Annotated in this window: 17 protein-coding genes; 12 read left to right on the forward strand and 5 right to left on the reverse strand. The window is 58.5% G+C overall.

Features of this window, described 5'->3' with window-relative positions; translation table 11 throughout:
- Positions 1-51 precede the first annotated feature (51 nt).
- Positions 52-750: an LUD domain-containing protein gene (locus V8J88_RS01805; protein WP_338847435.1), complete on the reverse strand. Its 699-nt coding sequence runs from the start codon at positions 748-750 to the stop codon at positions 52-54.
- Between the two features lie 279 nt (positions 751-1,029).
- On the opposite strand from V8J88_RS01805, the gene fdxA reads away from it, so the two are divergent.
- The 6 genes from fdxA to V8J88_RS01835 all read left to right on the forward strand — a co-directional run bounded on the left by fdxA (position 1,030) and on the right by V8J88_RS01835 (position 6,963).
- On the forward strand, positions 1,030-1,353 hold the full coding sequence (gene fdxA, locus V8J88_RS01810) for a ferredoxin FdxA (RefSeq protein ID WP_338847436.1): 324 nt from the start codon (positions 1,030-1,032) through the stop codon (positions 1,351-1,353).
- A 69-nt stretch (positions 1,354-1,422) separates the two neighbouring features.
- Positions 1,423-2,493 carry an NAD(P)/FAD-dependent oxidoreductase gene (locus tag V8J88_RS01815; protein ID WP_338847437.1) on the forward strand — a complete coding sequence of 357 codons (1,071 nt, stop codon included), beginning with the start codon at positions 1,423-1,425 and terminating at the stop codon, positions 2,491-2,493.
- Positions 2,494-2,568: 75 nt separating this feature from the next.
- Positions 2,569-3,459, forward strand: coding sequence for an SMP-30/gluconolactonase/LRE family protein (locus V8J88_RS01820; protein ID WP_338847438.1), 891 nt, complete (start codon positions 2,569-2,571; stop codon positions 3,457-3,459).
- Positions 3,460-3,525: 66 nt separating this feature from the next.
- A complete protein-coding gene (locus tag V8J88_RS01825; RefSeq protein WP_338847439.1) occupies positions 3,526-4,308 on the forward strand; it encodes an alpha/beta fold hydrolase in 783 nt (260 codons plus the stop codon).
- Between the two features lie 100 nt (positions 4,309-4,408).
- On the forward strand, positions 4,409-6,277 hold the full coding sequence (locus V8J88_RS01830; protein WP_338847440.1) for a glucokinase: 1,869 nt from the start codon (positions 4,409-4,411) through the stop codon (positions 6,275-6,277).
- A gap of 77 nt (positions 6,278-6,354) precedes the next feature.
- Positions 6,355-6,963, forward strand: a complete 609-nt coding sequence (locus tag V8J88_RS01835; protein WP_338847441.1) for a hypothetical protein — start codon at positions 6,355-6,357, stop codon at positions 6,961-6,963.
- 63 nt (positions 6,964-7,026) lie between these two features.
- Here the strand turns inward: V8J88_RS01835 and ahpC are convergent, their stop codons facing one another.
- From ahpC to rpiA, 4 genes are all read right to left on the reverse strand, one after another.
- Positions 7,027-7,590: an alkyl hydroperoxide reductase subunit C gene (gene ahpC, locus V8J88_RS01840; protein ID WP_338847442.1), complete on the reverse strand. Its 564-nt coding sequence runs from the start codon at positions 7,588-7,590 to the stop codon at positions 7,027-7,029.
- 261 nt (positions 7,591-7,851) lie between these two features.
- Positions 7,852-11,676, reverse strand: coding sequence for a DUF4214 domain-containing protein (locus V8J88_RS01845; protein ID WP_338847443.1), 3,825 nt, complete (start codon positions 11,674-11,676; stop codon positions 7,852-7,854).
- A 100-nt stretch (positions 11,677-11,776) separates the two neighbouring features.
- Entirely contained in the window at positions 11,777-12,088 is a 312-nt protein-coding gene (locus V8J88_RS01850) for a hypothetical protein (RefSeq protein WP_338847444.1), read from the reverse strand.
- Positions 12,089-12,102: 14 nt separating this feature from the next.
- Positions 12,103-12,777, reverse strand: a complete 675-nt coding sequence (gene rpiA / locus V8J88_RS01855) for a ribose-5-phosphate isomerase RpiA (protein ID WP_338847445.1) — start codon at positions 12,775-12,777, stop codon at positions 12,103-12,105.
- A gap of 262 nt (positions 12,778-13,039) precedes the next feature.
- Between rpiA and V8J88_RS01860 the strand changes: the two genes are divergently transcribed.
- The 6 genes from V8J88_RS01860 (at position 13,040) to V8J88_RS01885 (ending at position 21,006) form a co-directional block, all read left to right on the forward strand.
- Positions 13,040-13,423 (forward strand): response regulator, encoded by a 384-nt coding sequence (locus tag V8J88_RS01860; RefSeq protein ID WP_338847446.1) that lies wholly within the window; start codon positions 13,040-13,042, stop codon positions 13,421-13,423.
- Entirely contained in the window at positions 13,411-14,031 is a 621-nt protein-coding gene (locus tag V8J88_RS01865) for a chemotaxis protein CheC (protein WP_338847447.1), read from the forward strand. The genes V8J88_RS01860 and V8J88_RS01865 overlap by 13 nt, the downstream gene beginning before the upstream one ends.
- Positions 14,028-15,023, forward strand: coding sequence for a diguanylate cyclase (locus tag V8J88_RS01870; RefSeq protein WP_338847448.1), 996 nt, complete (start codon positions 14,028-14,030; stop codon positions 15,021-15,023). The genes V8J88_RS01865 and V8J88_RS01870 overlap by 4 nt, the downstream gene beginning before the upstream one ends.
- 161 nt (positions 15,024-15,184) lie before the next feature.
- Positions 15,185-16,201, forward strand: coding sequence for a Ca2+-dependent phosphoinositide-specific phospholipase C (locus V8J88_RS01875; protein ID WP_338847449.1), 1,017 nt, complete (start codon positions 15,185-15,187; stop codon positions 16,199-16,201).
- 362 nt (positions 16,202-16,563) lie between these two features.
- The gene (locus V8J88_RS01880) at positions 16,564-19,386 is read left to right on the forward strand and encodes a hypothetical protein (RefSeq protein WP_338847450.1); all 2,823 of its coding nucleotides are present in this window, start codon (positions 16,564-16,566) and stop codon (positions 19,384-19,386) included.
- Positions 19,387-19,467: 81 nt separating this feature from the next.
- Complete coding sequence (locus V8J88_RS01885; RefSeq protein WP_338847451.1) at positions 19,468-21,006, forward strand: hypothetical protein; 1,539 nt, start codon at positions 19,468-19,470, stop codon at positions 21,004-21,006.
- Positions 21,007-21,017 lie beyond the last annotated feature (11 nt).

The raw sequence follows: 21,017 nt of genomic DNA on the forward strand, positions 1-21,017 counted from the left end.
TTGTCGCCACATGCTGTACTCCCTGTCTTCATTGTCTCTTGGCGGGGGATTTTAGGGCAGTTCCGCATCCTCTGCCGGACTGCGTAACAACAGCACATGCACGCGCTGCGGCCCATGTGCGCCCAGCACGATGGTTTGTTCAATATCGCCAGTGCGCGAGGGGCCGGAAATAAACATCGCGCTGCGCGGCAGGCTGCGGCCTTCCGCGCGCAGCAGGGCAAATGCGGCTTCCATATCAGGCACGATGCGGCTTTGCTGCAGCACCGCGATATGGTTTGGCGGCAGAATCGCGTTTTTCAAGGCCTGCTCAGCGCTGCTTAATAAGAGCAGGCTGCCGCATTCAGCCACCGCGCAATAGCTGCCGGTCAAGGCGCAGGCGTCATCCGCCTGCGCGGCGCGCACTTGCGCCTGCACCCCGGCTGCGGCCCAGTCGAGCGCGGCGAATTGCGGCCAGAGCGGCAATGCAGGCGGCAAGCTGTGCCGGCGCAGAAAATCCGCCACGGCGGCAGGGATTTGCTCCGGCGCATCCAGTAAAACCAGGCTGTCTGACATTTTTTGCGCCTGCTGGCAAAAGCGCGGCAGTAAATCATGCGCGGCGATATGCGGCCTGGGGCCGGGCGCAGGCTGCCCGATCCAGGCCTGCGCCGCCGCCCGTTCTTGCGCATGCAGGCTATCGCGCGCCTGGCGCGCGGCGCGGATGCGGGCGAAGATGGCGGCGCGGCTGGCGTCGGAGGCGGGACTGCTGCTCATGGTCATCTGCAGAAATTGGAGGGAAAGCGTTACCTTAACCCAAAGCAGGAAGCACTAGCCAGCATTCTGTGTGCGTCACTGTCCGGCGGTATGTCGTCTTGGCGCATGCGGCGGCTGTATTTGCATATAGGGATTTGATCTAAGGGAAAATTGTGGGGAGCGCGGTTTTGCCTTAAAATGCAGCATTCACAGAGTAGTTGAGCATGCCGCTCAGGAATTTTCCGGCAGATTGCGCATCGCGCGCCTGCCCTGCTCGCCATTTTTTTCGATAGGAAAATCATGACTCATGTAGTGACCGAATCCTGCATCCGCTGCCGTTATACCGATTGCGTGGACGTCTGCCCGGTTGACTGCTTCCGTGTTGGCCCGAACTTTCTGGCAATTGACCCGGACGAATGCATTGACTGCGCAGTGTGCGTGGCGGAATGTCCGGTGGACGCAATTTATGCGGAAGAGGATGTGCCGGGCGCACAAGTCCAATTCATTAAACTCAATGCAGAACTGTCGCGCAAGTGGCCTTCCATTACCAAAACGCAAACTCCGCTGGCTGACGCTGAGGAATGGAAAGACGTGCAGGACAAGCTGCAATATCTCGAACGCTGATTCTCCTTATATAACCCGCATGATGCGGGTTTGTGCAGCATTTTTGTGAATTGATTATCAAGGAACGATATGAATACCAGGTCTGAAGGCACTCAAAACGGCGTGATCGACGCCGATGCCGTGATCGTCGGCGCCGGCCCGGTCGGTTTGTTTCAAGTGTTTGAACTTGGATTGCTGGAAATCAAAGCGCACGTCATCGACTCTTTGCAGCACGTTGGCGGCCAGTGTGTGGAACTGTATCCCGACAAACCGATTTACGATATCCCGGCAGTGCCGGTGTGCACCGGTCAGGAACTGACCGACAATCTGATGAAGCAGATCGAGCCGTTTGGCCCGACTTTCCATCTGGGGCAGGAAGTCACCCTGGTGGAAAAACGTGAAGATGGGCGTTTCAATCTGGAAACCTCGACCGGCACGAAATTCATCACCAAAACCATTTTCATCGCCGCCGGCGTCGGCTCCTTCCAGCCGCGCACCCTGAAAGTGGATGGCATCGAAGCGTTTGAAGAAAAACAGGTGTTTTACCGTGTGCGCAAACCGGAACTGTTCCATGGCAAGAATCTGGTGATTTGCGGCGGCGGCGATTCCGCGCTGGACTGGACGCTGGATCTGGTGGGCAAGGCGGAATCGGTGGTGCTGGTGCACCGGCGCGATGATTTCCGCGCCGCGCCGGCTTCCGTGGCCAAGATGAAAGAGTTGTGCGACAACTATGAAATGCAGCTGATCACCGGTCAAGTCACGGGGCTGGAAGAGCGCGATGGCGTCATGACGGAAGTCAAAGTCACCGGCGCCGATGGCGTGACGCGCCGCGTGCCGATGGATATGCTGCTGGTGTTTTTCGGTCTCTCGCCGAAACTCGGCCCGATCGCCGAATGGGGCCTGGACATTGAGCGCAAGCAGCTCAAAGTGATGAACACCGAAAAATTTGAAACCAATGTGCCGGGCATTTTCGCGGTGGGTGACATCAACACCTATCCGGGCAAGAAGAAATTGATTTTGTCCGGCTTCCACGAAGCGGCATTGGCGGCTTTCGGCGCCGCCCCGTACATCTTCCCGGAAAAGAAGATCCACATGCAGTACACCACCACCTCGCCCAAGTTGCACAAGATTCTGGGCGTCGAAACCCCGGTGTTCGATTGAGTCCCTGCCCCTTGCGGGCAGCTTTTAAAAACGCGGCAGACCCTGCCGCGTTTTTGTCGTTTCAAGGCTGAGAATATGAGCAAGCAAATTACATGTGAAATTGCATTTGATGAAGTCATGCAAGTCGGCGAATCGCCCTTATGGAGCGCGCGTGAACAATCTTTGTACTGGGTGGATATCCCCGCCGCCACGGTGCACCGTCTGCGCTGGCCTTCGCGCCGTCATAGCAGCTGGAAAATGCCGTCGGACGCCGCCAGCATCGCCCTGGCCGCACGCGGCGGTTTGATCGTCGCCACCCGCAACGCCTTCATTCATTTGAATACGGAAAACGGCGAGCAGACGGCAATCTGCGATACGCCATACGACACTGCCACCATGCGCGTGAATGACGGCAAAGTCGATGCGCGTGGCCGCTTCTGGGTCGGCACTATGTATGAGCCGCGCGATAAGCAGGACGCCATGATGCTGTGCCTGGAGCGCGGCCAGTTGCGCACGGTGTGGCAGGGCGGCGCCACGGTCAGCAATGGCTTAGCGTTTGGCCCGGTGGCGATGTATCAGGCCGACACCACCTCACATCAGATCCGCCGCTTTGGTTTTAATGTTGATGCCGGCCAGGTCGGCCCGGGCGAAGTCTGGTTGCAATTCCCACAGGACAAAACGCAAAACTACGGTGGCCGCCCGGATGGCGCGGCGATTGACGCGAACGGCAATTACTGGTGCGCCATGTTTGAAGGCGGGCGCTTGCTGTGCATCGGCGGGAATGCGCAAATTCTGCATGAAATCCAACTGCCAGTGCGCTGCCCGACCATGCTGGCGTTCGGCGGGCCGGATCTGCGCACCCTGTTTGTGACCAGCGCCAGCCGTGGCCGCAGCGCGCAGGAATTGGCCGATTACCCGGCCTCAGGCAAGCTCTTGGCCTTGAATCTGGATGTGGCCGGGATTCCTGAGCCTTTCTACCTTGACTGATTTCTGAAAATCCTTATAATCGCGCAGTTTGTCTTTTATTTCCCCTGCGCAATTATTTGGAACATCATGACCCAGCAACCCAATCCCTGGCTGCTGCGGCACGGTAACGCACCGCGTCGCTTTCGCCTGTTCTGCTTTCACCACGCCGGCGGCAATGCCGGCCATTACCGGGATTGGCAGGCCGGATTGGAGTTGCGTCTGGGCGGCGGCGTTGAAGTCTGCGCCGTGCAATTGCCCGGACGCGCCCAGCGCAGCGCGGAAACGCCTTACGCCTCGCTGCCGGCGCTGGTCAAAGCGCTGGCGCCAGTGATCACCCAGCATAGCCATTTACCTTTTGCCTTCTTCGGCCATGGCATGGGCGGTTTGCTGGCCTATGAACTCACCCGTTATTGCCAATTGCACGCCCTGCCGCTGCCGCAAATCTTGCTGGTTTCCGGTCTGGCCGCGCCGCAATACCGCAGCGCGCCGCGCGCCTGGCACAAACTGGACGACGAAACCCTGCGCCAAACCCTGTTGCAAGCCGACGCCATGCCGCCCGAAGCACTGGCCAGCGAAGCCGCCATGCAGGCGATTTTGCCGGTCTTGCGGGCAGACTTCGCGATGGTCGAAACCTGGCAATTTTTCCCCGCGCCCGCTTTGCACATCCCGGTCACGGTGCTGGCCGGACGGCGCGACCGCCGCACCACCCCCGAGCAAGTCGATGGCTGGTCGCGCGAAACCGCCACTTATTGCCGCATCGAATGGCTGGATGGCGAACATTTCTTCATTCATCAGCAAATTTCCGCCGTGCTGGATTGCATCGCCGCCAGCCTGCGGCACTGCCAGGGCATGCAATTGGCTGTGGCGTGAAGTAATCTCACTACACAAATTATGCAAAAATTTGCGTATTAAAAATACGTAACGCCGCAACTGCCCTACAATAGGCGGGTGATCAAAAGGATTCCCGCTTATGACTACCTCCCGCTTTGCTGTCGATCAACCTTATGCTGACGGGCCGCGCCTGCTGGCCGATATCGGCGGCACCAATGCCCGCTTTGTGCTGGAAACCGCGCCTGGCGTGCAAGCTGCGCTGGCGGTGATGCCCTGCCGCGACTGGCCCACGCTGGAAGCGGCGGTGCGCGCCTATCTTGACAGCGCTGAGGCGCAAGCAGCAGGCAGCGCGAATGTGCGCCATGCTGCGCTGGCCCTGGCCAATCCGGTCGATGGCGATCAGGTGCGCTTGACCAACCATGATTGGGCCTTCTCGATTGAAGCCATGCGTCATGCGCTGGGCTGGTTCACGCTTTTGGTAATCAATGACTTTACCGCGCTGGCGATGGCGCTGCCGCATTTGCCGGCAGGGCAAAAGCGCCAGATCGGCCCCGGTCAGGCGCGCAGCGACAGCGTGATCGGCTTACTCGGCGCCGGCACCGGTCTGGGCGTGTCGGGCATGATTCCGGCGGATGATCGCTGGATTGCGCTGGGCAGCGAAGGCGGCCACGCCAGTTTCGCGCCGCGCGATAAGCGTGAAATGGCGATTTTGGATTACGCCATGCAGCGCTACACCCATGTTTCGACCGAGCGCCTGTTATCCGGCCCCGGCCTGGAACTGATGTATCTGGCCTTGGCGCATATGCAGGGACGGCAGGAAGCGCCCTTGAGCGCAGAACAGGTCAGCGCGCGCGCCTTGCAGGGCGACAGTCTGTGCCAGGACGTGGTGCAAACTTTTTGCGCCATGCTGGGCACAGTGGCCGGCAATGTGGCGCTGACTCTGGGCGCTTTGGGCGGCATCTATATCGGCGGCGGCATTGTGCCGCATTTTGGCCGCCTGTTTGATGATTCGCTGTTCCGCCAGCGTTTTGAAGACAAGGGCCGGTTTACCGATTACATGCGGCAGATTCCCACATTTTTGATCACCGGCGACAATCCCGGCTTCATCGGCGTGTCGGCGGTGCTGGCGGAAAAGCTGGGGGCGAAAGCCGGCAGCACGCCGATTTTAGACGCCATCGCCCAGGCGCGTCAGCGTATGAGTCCGTCCGAATGCAAGGTGGCCGATTGGGTGCTGCAAGATCCGCGCGCGGTGCTGTCTTCACCCATCGGCGAAATTGCGCGCCAGGCCGGCGTCAGCCAGCCAACCGTGATGCGCTTTTGCCGCTCACTGAATTTGCAGGGCTTGGCGGAATTCAAACTCAAACTGGCCGCCGGTTTGACCGGCACGATTGCGATTGCCCATTCGCAGATCCGGTTTGGCGATTCGACTGCAGAAGTCAGCGATAAAGTGCTGGCCAACAGCGCGCACGCCGCCATGTCTTTGCGCGACACCATCAACCCGCGCCAACTCAATGCCGCGCTGGAATTGCTGCAGCACGCCCAGCATATTGAAATTTTATGCGTCGGCTCGGCGCGCCTGGTGGCGGAAGACGCCCTGCAAAAATTTCTGCACCTGGGCTTGCGCACCAGCTATTTCCCCGACTTGCAAAATCAGTTAATGAGCGCACGCCTGCTGCGCGCCGGCGACGTGGCGCTGGCGATTTCGCGCTCGGGTCAGTTGGAAGAATTGCTGCAAGCGGCGCGCGCCGCGCGCGCCCGGGGCGGCCAGTTGATTGCGATTTGCCCGCACGGCTCACCGCTGGCGCGTCTGGCCGATGTCTGCCTGCATCTGGATCATGCGGAAGGCGATTTGCACTATATCCCGATGGTGGTGCGGCTCTTGCAATTGATCATGGTGGATATTCTGGCGATTGGCCTGGCGCGCAATTTGCAGCAGGGCAATGGGGAAGAAGGGGCGGCGGCGAAGCAGGCGCGTCAGGAACGCAAGCTGGGGGCGCATTTGGAATAGGTCTTTGCACAAACATGTTTCGAGGCGGACTGATGTTAGCATCGAATACTTACTATTTTGATGCCCGGAGAGCGCGCATGAAAGCTGGAATATTCTCAATCCTGCTCACCTTTTTGCCTGTGGTCGCTTACAGCCAGACTGCGGCAGAGATGGAAAGCAAAATCCGCAACAAAGAATTATCCGGGCAGGAAATTTTGGCGTATATCAAGCGCTTCATGAATCACTGTCCGGCTTTGGTGATAAAAAGCGGGTTGCAATTGCAGCAGGAAACGGATGAGGCGCTGGCCGCAAAAGTCGGCCACCATAGCGACGTGCTCAAGGTCTTGCAGACCTATTTGCAAAAGAATGCGGATGGCGCATCAGACAGAGGGCAAGTTGATGTCGAATTGCAAGCAGGGCTAAGACATGCGCGCGTCAGTTATGAGGTAATACTGCATGGCGCAACGAGGAGCTTCAGCCAAGATGGCAAGATGCAAAGCGTGTTGCATATCTGGGAATTTGCGCCGCGTGAACAAACTCCACAGCAAGGCTATGTGCTGAATTTACATTTTCAAGAGCGTGGTGTGGATCGGTATGCGCTGGTGCAAGCCGGTTTGGAAGCACGTATGACGCCACCGGCGCGTGGCATTTTCCCGGTGCAGGACTATTTGAAAGAACTCGAAGCGCTCAAAGTGGAAGAGGATTGAGTGGGCAGAAATATAAAAAAACGGCAGGCTGCGCGCCTGCCGTTTTTTTGCCATCTGAAAAAATCAGATCTTGCCAACCAGAGCGGCGGACGGTTGCAGCGTGGCTGCGCCCGGAGTCCAGCGCGCCGGGCAGACGTGGCCAGGATTGGCGGCCACGAATTGTGCGGCTTGCACTTTGCGCAGCAATTCGCCGGCGTCGCGGCCAATGCTGTTGTCGTGCACTTCGGACAGAATGATTTTGCCTTCCGGGTTCACCAGGAAGGTGCCGCGCAGGGCCATGCCTTCGTCTTCGATCATCACGTCAAAATTGCGGCTCAGACGGCCATTGGCGTCGCCCAGCAGCGGGTATTTGACTTTGGCGATGGTCGGGGAAGAGTCCGCCCAGGCTTTGTGGGTGAAATGGTTGTCGGTGGACACGCCATAAATTTCCACGCCCAGTTCCTGGAACTTGGCGTAGCTGTCAGCCAGATCGCCCAATTCGGTCGGGCAGATGAAGGTGAAATCGGCCGGGTAGAAGAAGAACACCGACCATTTGCCTTTCAGATTGGCTTCGGTGATGGTGACAAATTCGCCATTCTGATAAGCAGTGGTGGAGAACGGCTTGACTTCGGTATTGATCAGAGACATTTTGTTTCCTCACGGTGACAGTAAAGCAACATTAGGGGTGCTGCGAGGCGAGCATCATAACACCTTTTCGGCACATGCATGGACTGGCGCCCGGCGCGTCAAAAAAACCTCCGGCAGGGGCGGAAAAACGCACATAGCAGCGCCACAGGCAGCGGCTGTTTGGGGCATTGGCAGGCGCCGATGATGTCTGCGCCGGGGCGTTGCGCAGGGGCGCTTCTCAGATTGAATTTCTGTTTGATAATTACTAATATATTCTGGCTGCTAACCTGTTACCTCCACCGTCAAGGCGGCCCCGACAATCACAATCGCCGCCCCCAGATTGTAGGTGTGGCCGGATTTGCCCACGCCATTATCGTTCCAGGCCCCGCTTAAAAACACGGTATCGCCGGCATTGCCCAGGATGGTCAGGGTATTCCCGAGTTCTGAGATATCCAGCACGGTGCGCGCGGACAGGGTGATGCTGTTATTGCCTGTCCCGGTCAGATCAATCGTTTCGATCGAGCGCAGGCGATGGCCGTTCGGCCCGCTGTCAAAACTCATGTCGGCGCCGTTGAATTTCAAGATATCCGTGCCGCCGCCACCGTTAATCAGGCGGAAATCGGCGCTGTCCACGCTGATCACATCATTCCCGGCCCCGCCGTGAATCACATCCGCGCCGCCGGCGCCGAGAATCGTATCGTTGCCCTGGTCGCCGCTGATCACATCCGCCGCATTCGTGCCGGTAATCGTTTCGGCCTTGGTGGTGCCGGAAAGCGTGACACGCTGATTGAAATTGCCGCCCAGCACGACATACGCCGAACCGATGCCGTTTTGCGCATTTTGCGCGCCAATCACCAGGTCGCCATAGCCGTCGCCATTGATGTCGCCGGCAGCGCTGACGGAGCCGCCCGACCAGTCCCCGGTGACGCCATCGAGGCGCATGCCGTTGACCCCGTTGATGCTGTTGAGATAGATGTCTTTGGCAAACGGATCGCGCGAGCCATACAGCAAATAGGTCGAACCGGCTTTGCTGCGCGCATCGCGTGCGCCGATCAACATATCGTCCAGGCCGTCGCCATTCACATCGCCGGCGCGCGCCACCGCGATTCCGCTCAAATCATTCGCCGCTTCGCCATGGATGATGAAGCCGGTAATGCCATCCAGCTGCGCCACCGAATAGGCCGGATCAAAACTGTTGCTTTTGCCAAACAGCACATACGTCAGGCCGGCGCTTTTATCGCCACGGAATGCGCCCAGCGCAATATCTTCCAAGCCATCGCCATTGATATCGCCGATGCGGCTGACTGAACGCCCCAGACTTTCCCCCTGCGCGCCATTCAGCCGCACGCCGTTGACCCCGTCGATGCTGGTCAGACTCATGCTGGCGGGGAAGGGATCGGACTTGCCGAACACCATCCAGACGCTGCCGTCATCGCCATTTGCGCCCTGGCCGCTCATCAACATATCGTCAAAACCATCGCCATTGAAATCGCCGGCCCCGCTCACCACGCTGCCCACCGCATCGCTGACCGCAACGCCATTGAATTTGGCGCCATTGCTGCCATTTAACTTGCTCAGATTCAGGGACAGCCCCGGCAGCGCGCTCTTGCCATACACCAGATAACTGGCTCCGGCGCGCTGATTGGCGCCGGGGGCGCCGATCAAGAGATCATCGAAACCATCGCCATTCACATCGCCCGCAGAGGCGACGCTGGCGCCCAGATATTCGCCCGCCGCCGCGCCATCGAAGCGCACGCCGGTTTTGCCATCCAAACCGCTCAAAGGCGTGCTGGCGGAAAAGGTTTTTTTCCCCAGCACCAGATACGCACTGCCGGCAAACAGGCTTTTGGCCGGATCCGCGCCGGGCGCGCCGACCAGCATATCGGTAATGCCATCGCCATTGAAATCGGCCGCCATCGCCACCGAGGAACCGGAAAAATCATCCGCCGCCGCGCCATCGAGTTTGAACACGCTGCGCCCATCCACTGTGCCAAAAGTATTGGTCGCCGCCAGCGTGTTGGCGCGTCCCAGAATCACATAACTGGAGCCGGTATTGGTGTCGGCGGAGGAGCCGACAATCACATCGGCAAATCCGTCCCCGTTGACATCGCCCATGCCGCTCACCGAAACAATCGCGGATGGCGCCTTGCCGTCAAAGCGGGCCCCGGTGGCGCCGTTCAAGCTGGCCAGTTTATTGACCGCAGTCGGCACCGTGAAGGTATAGCCGGCTTTATCTGTGATGCCTGCATACGGATTGCCGACCCGGTCGCGCAACACGCCGCCGGGCATAGTCACGGCATATGTGCTGCCGCCGCTGAAATCGAGACTGGGGTTGATGGTCACGGTGTCGCCGGCAATGCTCACCTGGCTGCTGTCAGTAATCGCGATGGTGCGCGTTTCCTTGCCGTTGCTCAGGGTGATATTGCCGCTGCCGGCATACATGGTTTCAGAAAATTTGAGCACGATATTGCTGTCCGGCAGCACCGGCGCGCCCTTGTGCGCCGGAGTGCTGGAGAGCAGGGTGGGGGGCGTGATGTCTTGCCACAACTGGCCCAGCTTGCTTTGCGCCAGCGCCAGCGCATTGCTGAGCGCCTCGCCTTCGCTGTTGGGGCGGGTCTGGTTGATTTCGCCATCCACCGCGTCTTGCAGCAGGCCGAGCGCCAATTCTTCCGCCACCCAGCTGACTTGCGCCTGACGCGCCAGACTGGCGGCGGCGTCCGCGTCATTCACGCCGGCGATGGCGGCATTCATATTGCCGATCACCACGGCCAGATCCGCGCCGAGGCGGTTGATTTTTTCCAGACTTACGCTGTCGGCGCTGGCCAGCAAGGCGGCGGTTTGGGCCGCGTCGGCAAAATGGGTGGCGTCATTGAAATCCAGCGGCCCGCTTTGTCCTTCGCGCAGCAAAATCCGCGTCATGGTGTCAAACGCGGCATCGGAGGCGCGCTGCACATCGCTCGTGACGCCGGTGGCCAGCAGCGTCGAGGCGAGTAAGCGCGCATCCATATTCACGGTTGCCGCAATGCGCTGCGCCTTGAGCGCCGCCGCCACCGCATCGGTGGTGGTGTCGGTGCGCACCGCCTGGGTGATCGGATCGAAGGCGGTGGCGTCAAACTCCGCCGCCAGATCCAGGCGCGAATTCAGCAGGTTTTGCGCCAGATCGATGCTGACTTTTTGCGCGCGCATGGTTTTTTCCAGCAGCGTGCTCAAAGGATTGAGCACGCGCGAGCCGGCCGGCGCGGTGTAAGACATGATGTTGTCGTGATTGGTGGCGATATCGCGCCCGCCTTGCGACACCAGCACGCCATGAAAACTCTCCACCCCTTTGAAGCTGAAATTGCCTTGCAGGTCCACCGTGGCCGCCACTTCCCCGCCGTCTTGCACATGGTTGCCGTTGCGATCCACAAACAGCTTGGCCCCTTGCATATAGCCATCCAGCACCACGCCTTTTTGATTGAACCAGGGCACGGCCACTCCGTTATAAGTGCTGCTGGCGTACAGCTTGGTGAGCAGGGCGAGCGGGTCGGCCTGCGCCAGCGCGCTGGCGACTTCGGTTTTATCCGGCGTTACTCCGGTCAGGGACTGGTATTCGACAATGATGCGGATTTCCGGGTTTTTGGTGCTCGACAGCTCAGCCGAATCGGAAAAAGCGTTCAAGACCTGGGCGCGCGTGATTTTATCCACGCTCAGCTTGCTGACCCAATACGCTTTGCCATCCGCATCGGCAGGCCGTCCCAGCACATTTTTATACAGTTGATCGACGTAGGCGTCGTCGGTCAGATTTTTGCCATACAGCGTCTGGAATTCCGGCGAGCGTAAAAAATCATTCGCGATTTGCAAAATGCTGGCGCCGCGCTTGACCTGGGCCAGCCAGAAATTCAAGCCATCGCCATCCGGCACCCGGCCAAATGCGGCGTAATACAGGCGCGCCACCGGCAACACGGTGTTGGCGAATTCACTGCTGTTGATCAGGGCCAGCGTGGCTTGCGCCGGTGTGACGCTGGCGTTGTCAATCGCTTGCGTCCAATAGCTGCGGCCGGCAGTGTCGGCGCTGCGGCCCAGGAAGCGGGAGTAGATTTGTTCGACAAAGGCGGCAGTATTTATCATGGCGCGGGCGGGAACGGAATGGACAATGCATTCTACTCCCGCCGCTAAGCGTCAATGCGGCGAGCAGGCGCCGCAATTTGCCCCAGTTTGTTTTTTTAACTCAGATTTGCTTGCACTGGCGCAATTCACAGCGCGCCTGGAATACCTGGCCGTTGCTGCATTGCATACGGTAGATTTCCACCGGGCCTTTGTCAGACACGCGCGCGGCGCCGGGGCCGCCGGTGCAACCGACTTTTTTCGCCATGTTTTCCACCGTCACCGACGACACGCCGGCGACAAAATTTTCATCCGGCGCATCGGCCCGTTTCACCGGCGGCTTGACCGGCTCATCCAGCGATACTTTTTTGCCCGGCCACATCGAGCAGGAAGCAAGGGTCAGCACTGCGGCACATAAGAGCAAAGTTTTTTTCATACAGCCTCCGTGATTCATGCGAAACGCAATTCCTGCACATGGTCAGCATGACCAAGCAGGCAGACCGATGCGCCCTGGCGCGCAAACAGACCGACCGTGACCACGCCGGGGATTTGATTGATGCGCGACTCCAGCGCCACCGGATCGGTGATGCTCAGGCCCGACACATCCAGAATATGGCAGCCATTGTCGGTCACCAGCGGGGCGCCGTCGCGCATGCGCAAAAGCGCATGGCCGCCTTCGGCCTGCAGGCTGCGCGCCACCGCTTGCGCCGCCATCGGAATCACTTCCACCGGCAAGGGGAATTTGCCCAGGGTCTGCACCAGTTTTGAGGCGTCGGCGATACAGATGAAACGCTGCGCCACGGACGCCACAATTTTTTCCCGCGTCAGCGCGGCCCCGCCGCCTTTGATCATGGCGCCGCTGGCGTCGATTTCATCGGCCCCGTCGATATACACCGGAATGCTGCTGACCTGATTTAAATCCAGCACCTCGATGCCATGCCCGCGCAGACGGCTGGCGGTGGCTTCAGAGGAAGCGACAGCGCCACGGATGCGGTCACGGATTTTGCCTAATTCGTCAATGAAAAAATTGGCGGTGGAGCCGGTGCCGACCCCGATGATTTCGCCTTCGACCACAAATTGGATGGCGGCGCGCGCCACTGCCTGTTTCATTTCATCTTGCGTCATGCTGGTTCCCGGTAAATATAGGCGCGCCGCGAATTTGCCGCCGGCGCCGCCGGCGTAACAAGCCCCATCAGGCGCATTGCCAAACTGGCGACATTGTACTAAATGCAGCAGCGGCGCCCAACAAAATCGCATCCGGCGCGCCAAACTGTGCTTTGCAAGCTTTGAGCCGGATAAAAATAAGTGTTAGACTGCATTGCAGCCGGCCGCCGGACTTAGCGCCTGCGCCTGATCAGCGTTTAACTTTTACGGGATTTGCTCACCAATGGACGATACCAGAAAAGTGCTTGTGGTCGATGACAGCCGGGTGTCCCGGCTGATGTCCCGCCAATTCATCCTCAGTTTGCGGCCAGGCTGGCAGGTGGAAGAAGCCGCCACCGGCGAAGACGCCTTGCAAAGAGTGAGTGAATATACCCCTGATCTTGTTTTGATGGATGTGAATATGCCAGGCATGGGCGGCCTGGCGGCGGCGGAAAAGCTGCGTCAATTGCATCCCGACTGTCGCATTACGCTATTGACCGCGAACGTGCAGGACGCCACCCGCAACAAAGCTATTGCGCTGGGCGTGGGCTTTGTCGAAAAACCGATCACGGAGGCGCGCATCCGTGAAGTGGTGGACAGTCTGGGAAGCCAGCCATGTTCAACTTAAGCGAAATCGAACACGATGCGCTGGTCGAAATCTTCAATATTGGAGTCGGCCACGCTGCGGCCTCGATGAGCAGCATCGTCAATGAAGAAGTGACGATGTCGGTGCCGTCGATCCGTTTCGTCAACCGGGCCGAAGCCGCGCTGATGCTGGTCAATAATGAACCGCGCAGAATTTGCGGCATCAGTCAGTTTTATTCCGGCGCCTTTTCCACCGAAGCGATTTTGATGTTTCCGGAAGATAAAAGCCTGGAAATCGTGCGTCTGATGGTGGGTGAGCTGGTGCCGCTCAAAGAGCTGACCGAGATGGAACAGGAGGCGATGAGCGAAATCGGCAACATCATCCTGAATTCCTGCGTCGGCACACTGGCCAATATTTTCGGACAAGAGCTGGAAGGCTCATTGCCGGCCTACCATGTCGGCACCAGCGAAGATATTCTCGGCGCCGCCGGTGAGCAGGCCGATGCCGTGGTGTTGATGCTGCACATTGATTTTGTGCTGGAAAAACATCAAATCCACGGCTATGTCGCCTTCATTCTTGATGTTTCGGCTTTGCATGACTTGCAATTCCAGGTGAACCGGTATTTGCAAGGGATCGTGGGAGCAACGTGAGAAAAAAGTATTACAGCCCCAGTACTGTCGCCGGGATGGCCGAATGCGTATTGCAGGCCATCAATATCGGCACGGTTGTGCTCGACCAGGAGCATCTGGTGGTATTGTGGAATCGCTGGATGGAAAAACATTCCGGCGTGCGCGCAGAAGAAATTCTGGGCTTGAATCTGTTTGACTTTTTTCCCGATCTGCGCAACTCACGCGTTGAAAGTGCGGTGGAGCAGGCGCTGCACAATAATTTTCCTTCCTTACTGTCGCAAACTTTGAACAAGGCGCCGTTCGCGCTGTACACCAACGCCAGCGACGCCGCCGCCAGCAATCGCATGCAGCAGGCAGTGGCGGTAATCCCGATTGAAGCGGAAGACCATAACCGGCGCTGTCTGATCCAGATTTCCGACGTCTCGGTGGCGGTGGCGCGCGAGCGCCAATTGCGCGAACAGGCGCTGGTCTTGCGTTCGCAGACTTTTTCAGATGGCCTGACCGGAATCGCCAACCGGCGCCATTTTGATGTCAGTATCGACAAAGAATTCCGCCGCGCCAAGCGCACCGGGATTCCGATTTCGCTGTTGATGATAGACATTGATTATTTCAAAGCCTTCAATGACCATTACGGCCACCAGCGCGGCGATGACTGCTTAATCCAGGTCGCCGGCGCGCTTGGCAGCGTATTGCACCGGCCTGCCGATCTGGTGGCGCGTTATGGCGGTGAAGAATTCGCCGTGATTTTGCCTGACAATCATGCCGAATCGGCCTGCATGATCGCCACTGCGATGCGGCAGAAAGTCGAAGCGCTCGGCCTGGAGCACGCACAAAGCCGCAATCCTTCCAAAGTGGTGACGATTTCCATCGGCGTCGCCGCCAGCGTGCCGCAACACCATCATGAAGCGGCAGGCTTGATTCAAGAAGCCGACCGCGCACTGTACGAAGCCAAACGCCTGGGCCGGAATCAGGTGGTGTTGGCCGGAAGCGATTGCGTCAGCCAATCGGCATAAGCGCGCCGCGCGCAAATTTGAAGCAGTCCTCAACACAGCAGTCACATTCAGCTGTTACACTGCGCCCTGTTTCTGTACGGCAATTCTGCCGGATTTCTCCCTAACCCTTGCCGCCGGTCGCGCCTGCATGCGCCGGCTTGCGTCTGAACGAAAGGTTTTCCATGCGTCAATTCCGTTTGCCTGCTGTCTCTTCCACCCGCCTCATGCAACTTGCCATGCTGGCCGCCATCAGCCTGCCGGCGCAGGCGCAGCAAGCATGCAGCATTGCCGTCGCCAGCGCGCAAGACCGTTACCACGAAATCATGCAGCCGACCTGCCACAACTGCTATGAAAACGCAGTTGCGCGCGCGATGGGCGCGAATACGCTGCTGCAAGTGCTGGATAAAGTCAAAAATATTGAAATCGATTTCTGGGATACGCGCGACGCCTTGTTTGGCGGCAGCGCCGGGCGCTGGTTTGTGCGACACAATCCGGGCACGCTGTTCCAATCCGGCAATGACAATGTGTGCAGCGGCAATGGCCAGGGCACAAATGATCTGGCGGCCTGCTTAACGGATGTCAAAAAATGGAGTGAGGCGCACCCTGCGCACGCGCCGATCACAATTTTCCTGGATAAAAAACAAGCCTGGTCGGGCAGCAATGAAGGCCGGCGCCCGGCTGATCTGGATCGCCTGCTGGCGAATATTTTCGGGGCCAAACTGTATACCCCGAAGCAGATGCAACAGAATTACGCCAGCCTGCGCCAGGCCGCTCAGGCCGGCGCCTGGCCTGCCATGTCCCAATTGCAGGGACGCATCATTGTCGTCCTGAATGGCGGTCAGCTGTTTAATCACAATGACACGCAAAACACCTATTTGAGCGAACGTGGTCAGGACGCGCTGGCCTTTGTCGGCCCGGACGCGGATGAACCGAATGACATCTTCGGCGCACCGAATCAGTTTTCTGACAAAAATGCGCAGCAGGTGGTGTTTTACAACCTGTCCGCCAAGACCAATGATGGCAAATCTTATGAATTGGCCAAACTCATGCGCGCGAACAACTACGTCTCCCGCTTATGGGGCGGCGAAGCGATAGACAAATGCACAATGCGCAGCAATTGCGTGAATGATATTGCGCTCTACAAGTGGAATGAGGGCGCTTGCAATGGGGTGCAGTATGGCAAGTTGAAGCAGCCTTGAGCTGACGTGAGCATGAAAGGAAACGGGCCGCAAGGCCCGTTTTGTTTTGCCGGATCGCCTTGCACGGTAAGGAAAGTTGCTGCATGCAGCGGCGCCTGGCATGCAAATTTTCATAAGCATGTTTTTTTCTGGTAATATTATGCGAGATTAATTACGTTGTGCATTGAAAATAAGTTCACAACACAATTGTTTTTATGCATCTCCAGTGGCTTCGCCATATCCAAGCGACCTCCTTTGAACGCAGTTTTGCCGCACCGATGTTGATATCTGCGGGCGGTATGAATTACCTGACCATACATTGAAATGCTATGTCGCATCGAAGCTTGATCATGATTTCTTGCATAAGGCGCAGTTTGTGCTGCTTGGGCCTGTGGTTGCTGTGTTTGCCGGCGTTTGCCGCCGTGATCAGCGGCACATTGGCGCAAGATACCCAATGGCGTGCTGCGGATGGCCCGTTTCAGTTGCGCGGAGAGGTGCGCATTCCGGCCGGCGTCAAGCTGGAAATTGAGGCCGGCAGCGTGATTTTGATGGAAGCAGGCGCCAGCTTGCTGGTGAATGGCGGCCAAGTCAAAGCATTGGGCAGCGCAGATGCCCTGATTCAGGTTAAGTCTGTGCGTGATGCGGAAGGGCAGGCAGGCGATTGGCGTCATTGGCTGTTCAGCAACGGCGCGCAAGCACAATTACAGCATGTGCAATTCAGACATGGCGAAGGATTGCAATTGCAAGCATCCAGCTTGCAAATCGATTTCATTGAAATTCTTGATATGGCGGGCGCTGCGCTGGAGCAGGATTTAGCCTCCAGTTCGTATGGCGCAGGCAATCGCGCCGAGCGCAATCGCAGTAACGCCATCCTTCTTCCTGCAGGTGAAATCCATACCCAGGCGCGCTGGGGTGTGCAGGGCATTCCTTATCTGCTTGCAAGCGGCGAGATTTCTGTTGGCGCTGCCCCGCTGGCGGGCAGCTTGCATCCCGCCAGCCTGGTGGCTGGTGAAACCATACAAAGCGTATTGCGCGGCAGCCGGCTGCAAGGGCTGGGCGCGCTGCAATTCGGCCCCGGCGTCAGTGCGCGGCTGTTGGAACAGCGCAGTGACACGGAAGCACTGCTGGAAATCACAGCCGACGCCGACAGCAGCGGCGTTTTCACATTGCAAGCGCAAACCGATGCCGGCGCCATCCGGCTGGCCGCAGCCTTGCATGTGGCGCGCATACAGCCATTGCTGACAGGCGTGCAACCGGGCGTGGCTTATCTGGAACAAGGGGTACAAAATCTGCAAATCGAGGGCCGCAATTTCCAGGCTGGCAGTGTGCTGATGTTAGATGGCCAAGCTTTGCTCACCAGCGTGGAATCAGGCGTCTTGGCGCGCGCTGAGTTGCCGACGCCAACCCAGGCCGGCAAGCGCAAATTGTCGCTGCGCACGCCAGACCTGCAAAATCCGGGGCAATTTCTGGATTCAAATCAGCTTGACTTTACGGTTCTGGTTCCACGTATCGCGCCGGAGCTTGAACAAGCCCGCATTCCGGCCGGCATGCCGCAAACATTATTGCTGCGCTTGCCATTTCGCGCGCCTGCGGATGGACTCAGATTTTCTGTGCAATCTTCGGCCCCGCAAGTCTTGCGTGTGGCGGAAAGCGTGACTTTCGCCGCAGGTGAGCAGGAAAAAAGCATCACGCTGGATGGCCTCACGCCAGGCGACGCCATCTTGCGCCTCAGCAGGAATGCCTGGACAGAACTGGCTGTGCCGGTGAAAGTGACATTGCCGCCATACCAGTTGGCCTATGGCCCGGCAATCTCGCCTGTGCTTGGCGTCAAAGTGGGGGATGATACTGCTGTGGTGAGGCAGATTGGGCCGGTGCGCAGCGCATCCGTCGGTGTTTTGATCGGCCCCGCGATTGAGCAGGTCAGCAAGCAGGCGCTCAGCGTTGGCGCTGAAGCTGAGCTGGTTTTGTCTGGCCAAGGTTTGCAGGCTATGCAAACGCTGCAGTTGCAGCCGGCTGAAGGGCTGACGCTGGGTGCGTTGCAAATAAGTCCGGATGGCAAACAAGCGCGACTGCGGGTGCAGGTGGCGGCATCAGCGCAACGTGGTCTGCGCCGTTGGCAAGCCTTGGATGCTGCCGGCCAGCCGGTTTTGTTTGTGCGCGCACAAGATGAAATGCTGTTGATTGCAGACGGTTCTCCCGTGCTTGAATCCGTTGCGCCGCAAGTGCTGGAGCGGGGCAAATCTGCACGTTTGATTTTACGTGGCCGCCATTTCAGCCCCAGTGCGCAAGTCAGCATTCTGCCGGCGCAAGGCGTGCATGTGGCAGGGGGACAAGTCAGTCCCGATGGGCAAGAGATCGTGCTGGATGTGCAAGTCGCACATGACGCAGCAGAAGGCGAGCGGGTTGCTGTGGTGACGTCGGCAGAAGGCGATAGCGGCGCCAGCCCGCAGCCTGGCAACCGCTTCCAAATCACAGCTGGCGCTGTGCGTATATATAGCGGGATCGGATCAAGCGTTCTCGGCGTGCAAGTCGGGGCAGACATCCCGGCGCCGAAAATGTACACCGCACACGCCAACTTAGGCGTGGTGGTGGGCAGTGCTGCGCTCAGCATGGCCCCAGCCGGTATGTTAAAGAGCAGTAGCGGCGAATTACTGCTGCAAGGTGTGGCATTGCAGGCATGGAATGGGCAGGCTGCAAGTTTGTTTCCAGCGGCAGACAGTGGCGTTACATTCGGCCCCGCACAGGTTGATAGCGCAGGCATGCAAGTACGCATTCCTTACCAGATCAGCAATCAAGCCGTCGATGGCAGTTATGCCTTGCGCTTGAACAATAACGCGGGGCAGCCCTTGCTCTTCACTGCGCAAGCCGAGCGTATTTTGCGCGTATATGCCGCTCCCCAAATCGCCTCACTCAATCCGCTCACCTTGCAAAGCGGGCGTATCCAGACATTGGAATTGCGCGGGGCAAACCTGCGCTATGTGCAAAGTCTGCGCTTTGAAGACGCAAACGGTGTGGAAATGCCAGGCATCCGTCTGCTGGACGAGCCGCGCTGGCAAGACGATGCGCAGGGCGGAAAGTTAGTGGTCAGCCTCCAGTTGCAATCGGGCATCAGCGGCAATGGTGTGCGCGTGCGCTTACTGCACCCGGCTGGCGTTGATACTCAGCCTGCGAACAGCGCCAATACGATCACAATTCTCAATCCTTGACGTCAAAAAAACATGAATCACATCAATCATCGCCAATCCCGGCAGAGCGATCAGCCGGCGCGACCAGCCAGGAGCAGCATTATGTCAATTTTTTCCGCCCGTTTATCTGCATTGGCGCTGGCCATGCTGAGCTTCCAGGCTTTTGCCTATCAAAGCGGCAGCACTGGCGTGGATGGCGCTTTTAATCCGACTGTCAGCATGGAGGTGCAATTGCCGCCCAACGGCATTTTCAACTTCACAGATGTGAATATCCCGGCAGGCGTCACTATCCGCTTCAAGAAAAATCAGGCCAATACGCCAGTCTATATTTTGGCCAGCGGGAATGTGAATATTGCCGGCAAAATTGACCTCCGTGGGACAGACTCTCCAGCGGTCGGAATCGCCGGCGATGGCATACAGGCAGACGATGGCATGCCGGGAATTGGCGGCCCCGGCGGTTTTGATGGCGGTCGTGGCGGCCGTTATGACCCGGCGAATCTGGCCGCCAATATGCATGCCGGCGCCGGCATGGGGCCGGGCGGCGGTTTGGGCGGGCTGGCGGGCATTGCCCAGGCACAGGCGTGTGACCTGGGCCGCGCAGCTATGGAAAATGGCATGGGGGGCGCGCATGCCACTGTCGGCTCGAACAGATCTTTTCAAAGTTGCCACAGTAGTAAATGGCCATTGAATGCGGCAGCCAAGGCTTATGGCTCAATTGAGCTGCAACCATTGATCGGCGGCTCTGGCGGCGGCGGCGGGATTGGCTCGAATCGTCATGCAGGCTCTGGCGGCGGCGGCGGCGGCGGCGCTATCTTGATTGCGGCAAGTGGCGCCATCAACATCAGCAGCACTGGCGAGATTGTTGCGAATGGGGGGCATTCCGGCCGCATTCCGGATGGCTCTGTAAGCTTATCTAATTTTGGCGGTGGTGGCGCTGGCGGTGCGATCCGTCTGATCGCCAGCACGGTTTCCGGCAGTGGCAAGCTGCAAGCAAAAGGCGGTTGTGCTTACCATGTTTACAGCACGCCAGTGTTTTGCGGTGTGGAGTGGAGCGGTGGCGCCAATGGCGGGGCGGAAGGGCGCATCCGGATTGAAGCCGATGTGCTGACTTACAACGGCTCCGCAGAACCGGCGCGCACAATGGGTGCGCCAGAGCCGGTTTTCGTATCTGCGATTCCCAGCTTGCGCATTGCAGCGGTTGCAGGGCAGAACGCACCGGCAAATCCGAGCGGCAATGCTGATCTGACCTTCCCTGCCAATTTAAGCAATCCGGTGAATGTGGTGCTGGAGACAAACAACATCCCGCCCGGCAATACCGTGAGCCTGCGCATTATTCCTGCATATGGCAATGCACAAACCGTAGTCAGTCCCGCTTTGAGCGGCAACAACGAACGCGCCAGCGCCACGGTGAGCGTGAATTTGCCGCAAGGCCCGAGCACCCTGCAAGCGGTGGCCAGCTTCACCTTGAGCATTGCGCAAGGCAATAAGCTGGCGCGCTATGCCGGCCATGAACAGGTCGCGCAGGTCGAAATTGCCGGCGCATTGGGACAGAGTGCAACGATGGCCAGCCTGATTACTGTGAGTGGCAAGCGCTACGAAGTGCCGCTCACCGTTTTACAAATGGCCGGCTTTACAGTCTGAAGTCAGGTCAC

The sequence above is a fragment of the Massilia sp. W12 genome, from assembly GCF_037300705.1.
Lineage (GTDB): Bacteria > Pseudomonadota > Gammaproteobacteria > Burkholderiales > Burkholderiaceae_D > JACPVY01.

Coding starts and splice junctions, on each gene's coding strand:
- V8J88_RS01850 (WP_338847444.1), bottom strand. CDS start 12,088: ATGAAAAAAACTTTGCTCTTATGTGCCGCAGTGCTGACCCTTGCTTCC.
- V8J88_RS01845 (WP_338847443.1), bottom strand. CDS start 11,676: ATGATAAATACTGCCGCCTTTGTCGAACAAATCTACTCCCGCTTCCTG.
- V8J88_RS01875 (WP_338847449.1), top strand. CDS start 15,185: ATGCGTCAATTCCGTTTGCCTGCTGTCTCTTCCACCCGCCTCATGCAA.
- rpiA (WP_338847445.1), bottom strand. CDS start 12,777: ATGACGCAAGATGAAATGAAACAGGCAGTGGCGCGCGCCGCCATCCAA.
- V8J88_RS01865 (WP_338847447.1), top strand. CDS start 13,411: ATGTTCAACTTAAGCGAAATCGAACACGATGCGCTGGTCGAAATCTTC.
- V8J88_RS01825 (WP_338847439.1), top strand. CDS start 3,526: ATGACCCAGCAACCCAATCCCTGGCTGCTGCGGCACGGTAACGCACCG.
- V8J88_RS01835 (WP_338847441.1), top strand. CDS start 6,355: ATGAAAGCTGGAATATTCTCAATCCTGCTCACCTTTTTGCCTGTGGTC.
- ahpC (WP_338847442.1), bottom strand. CDS start 7,590: ATGTCTCTGATCAATACCGAAGTCAAGCCGTTCTCCACCACTGCTTAT.
- V8J88_RS01815 (WP_338847437.1), top strand. CDS start 1,423: ATGAATACCAGGTCTGAAGGCACTCAAAACGGCGTGATCGACGCCGAT.
- V8J88_RS01805 (WP_338847435.1), bottom strand. CDS start 750: ATGAGCAGCAGTCCCGCCTCCGACGCCAGCCGCGCCGCCATCTTCGCC.
- V8J88_RS01860 (WP_338847446.1), top strand. CDS start 13,040: ATGGACGATACCAGAAAAGTGCTTGTGGTCGATGACAGCCGGGTGTCC.
- V8J88_RS01820 (WP_338847438.1), top strand. CDS start 2,569: ATGAGCAAGCAAATTACATGTGAAATTGCATTTGATGAAGTCATGCAA.
- V8J88_RS01885 (WP_338847451.1), top strand. CDS start 19,468: ATGTCAATTTTTTCCGCCCGTTTATCTGCATTGGCGCTGGCCATGCTG.
- fdxA (WP_338847436.1), top strand. CDS start 1,030: ATGACTCATGTAGTGACCGAATCCTGCATCCGCTGCCGTTATACCGAT.
- V8J88_RS01830 (WP_338847440.1), top strand. CDS start 4,409: ATGACTACCTCCCGCTTTGCTGTCGATCAACCTTATGCTGACGGGCCG.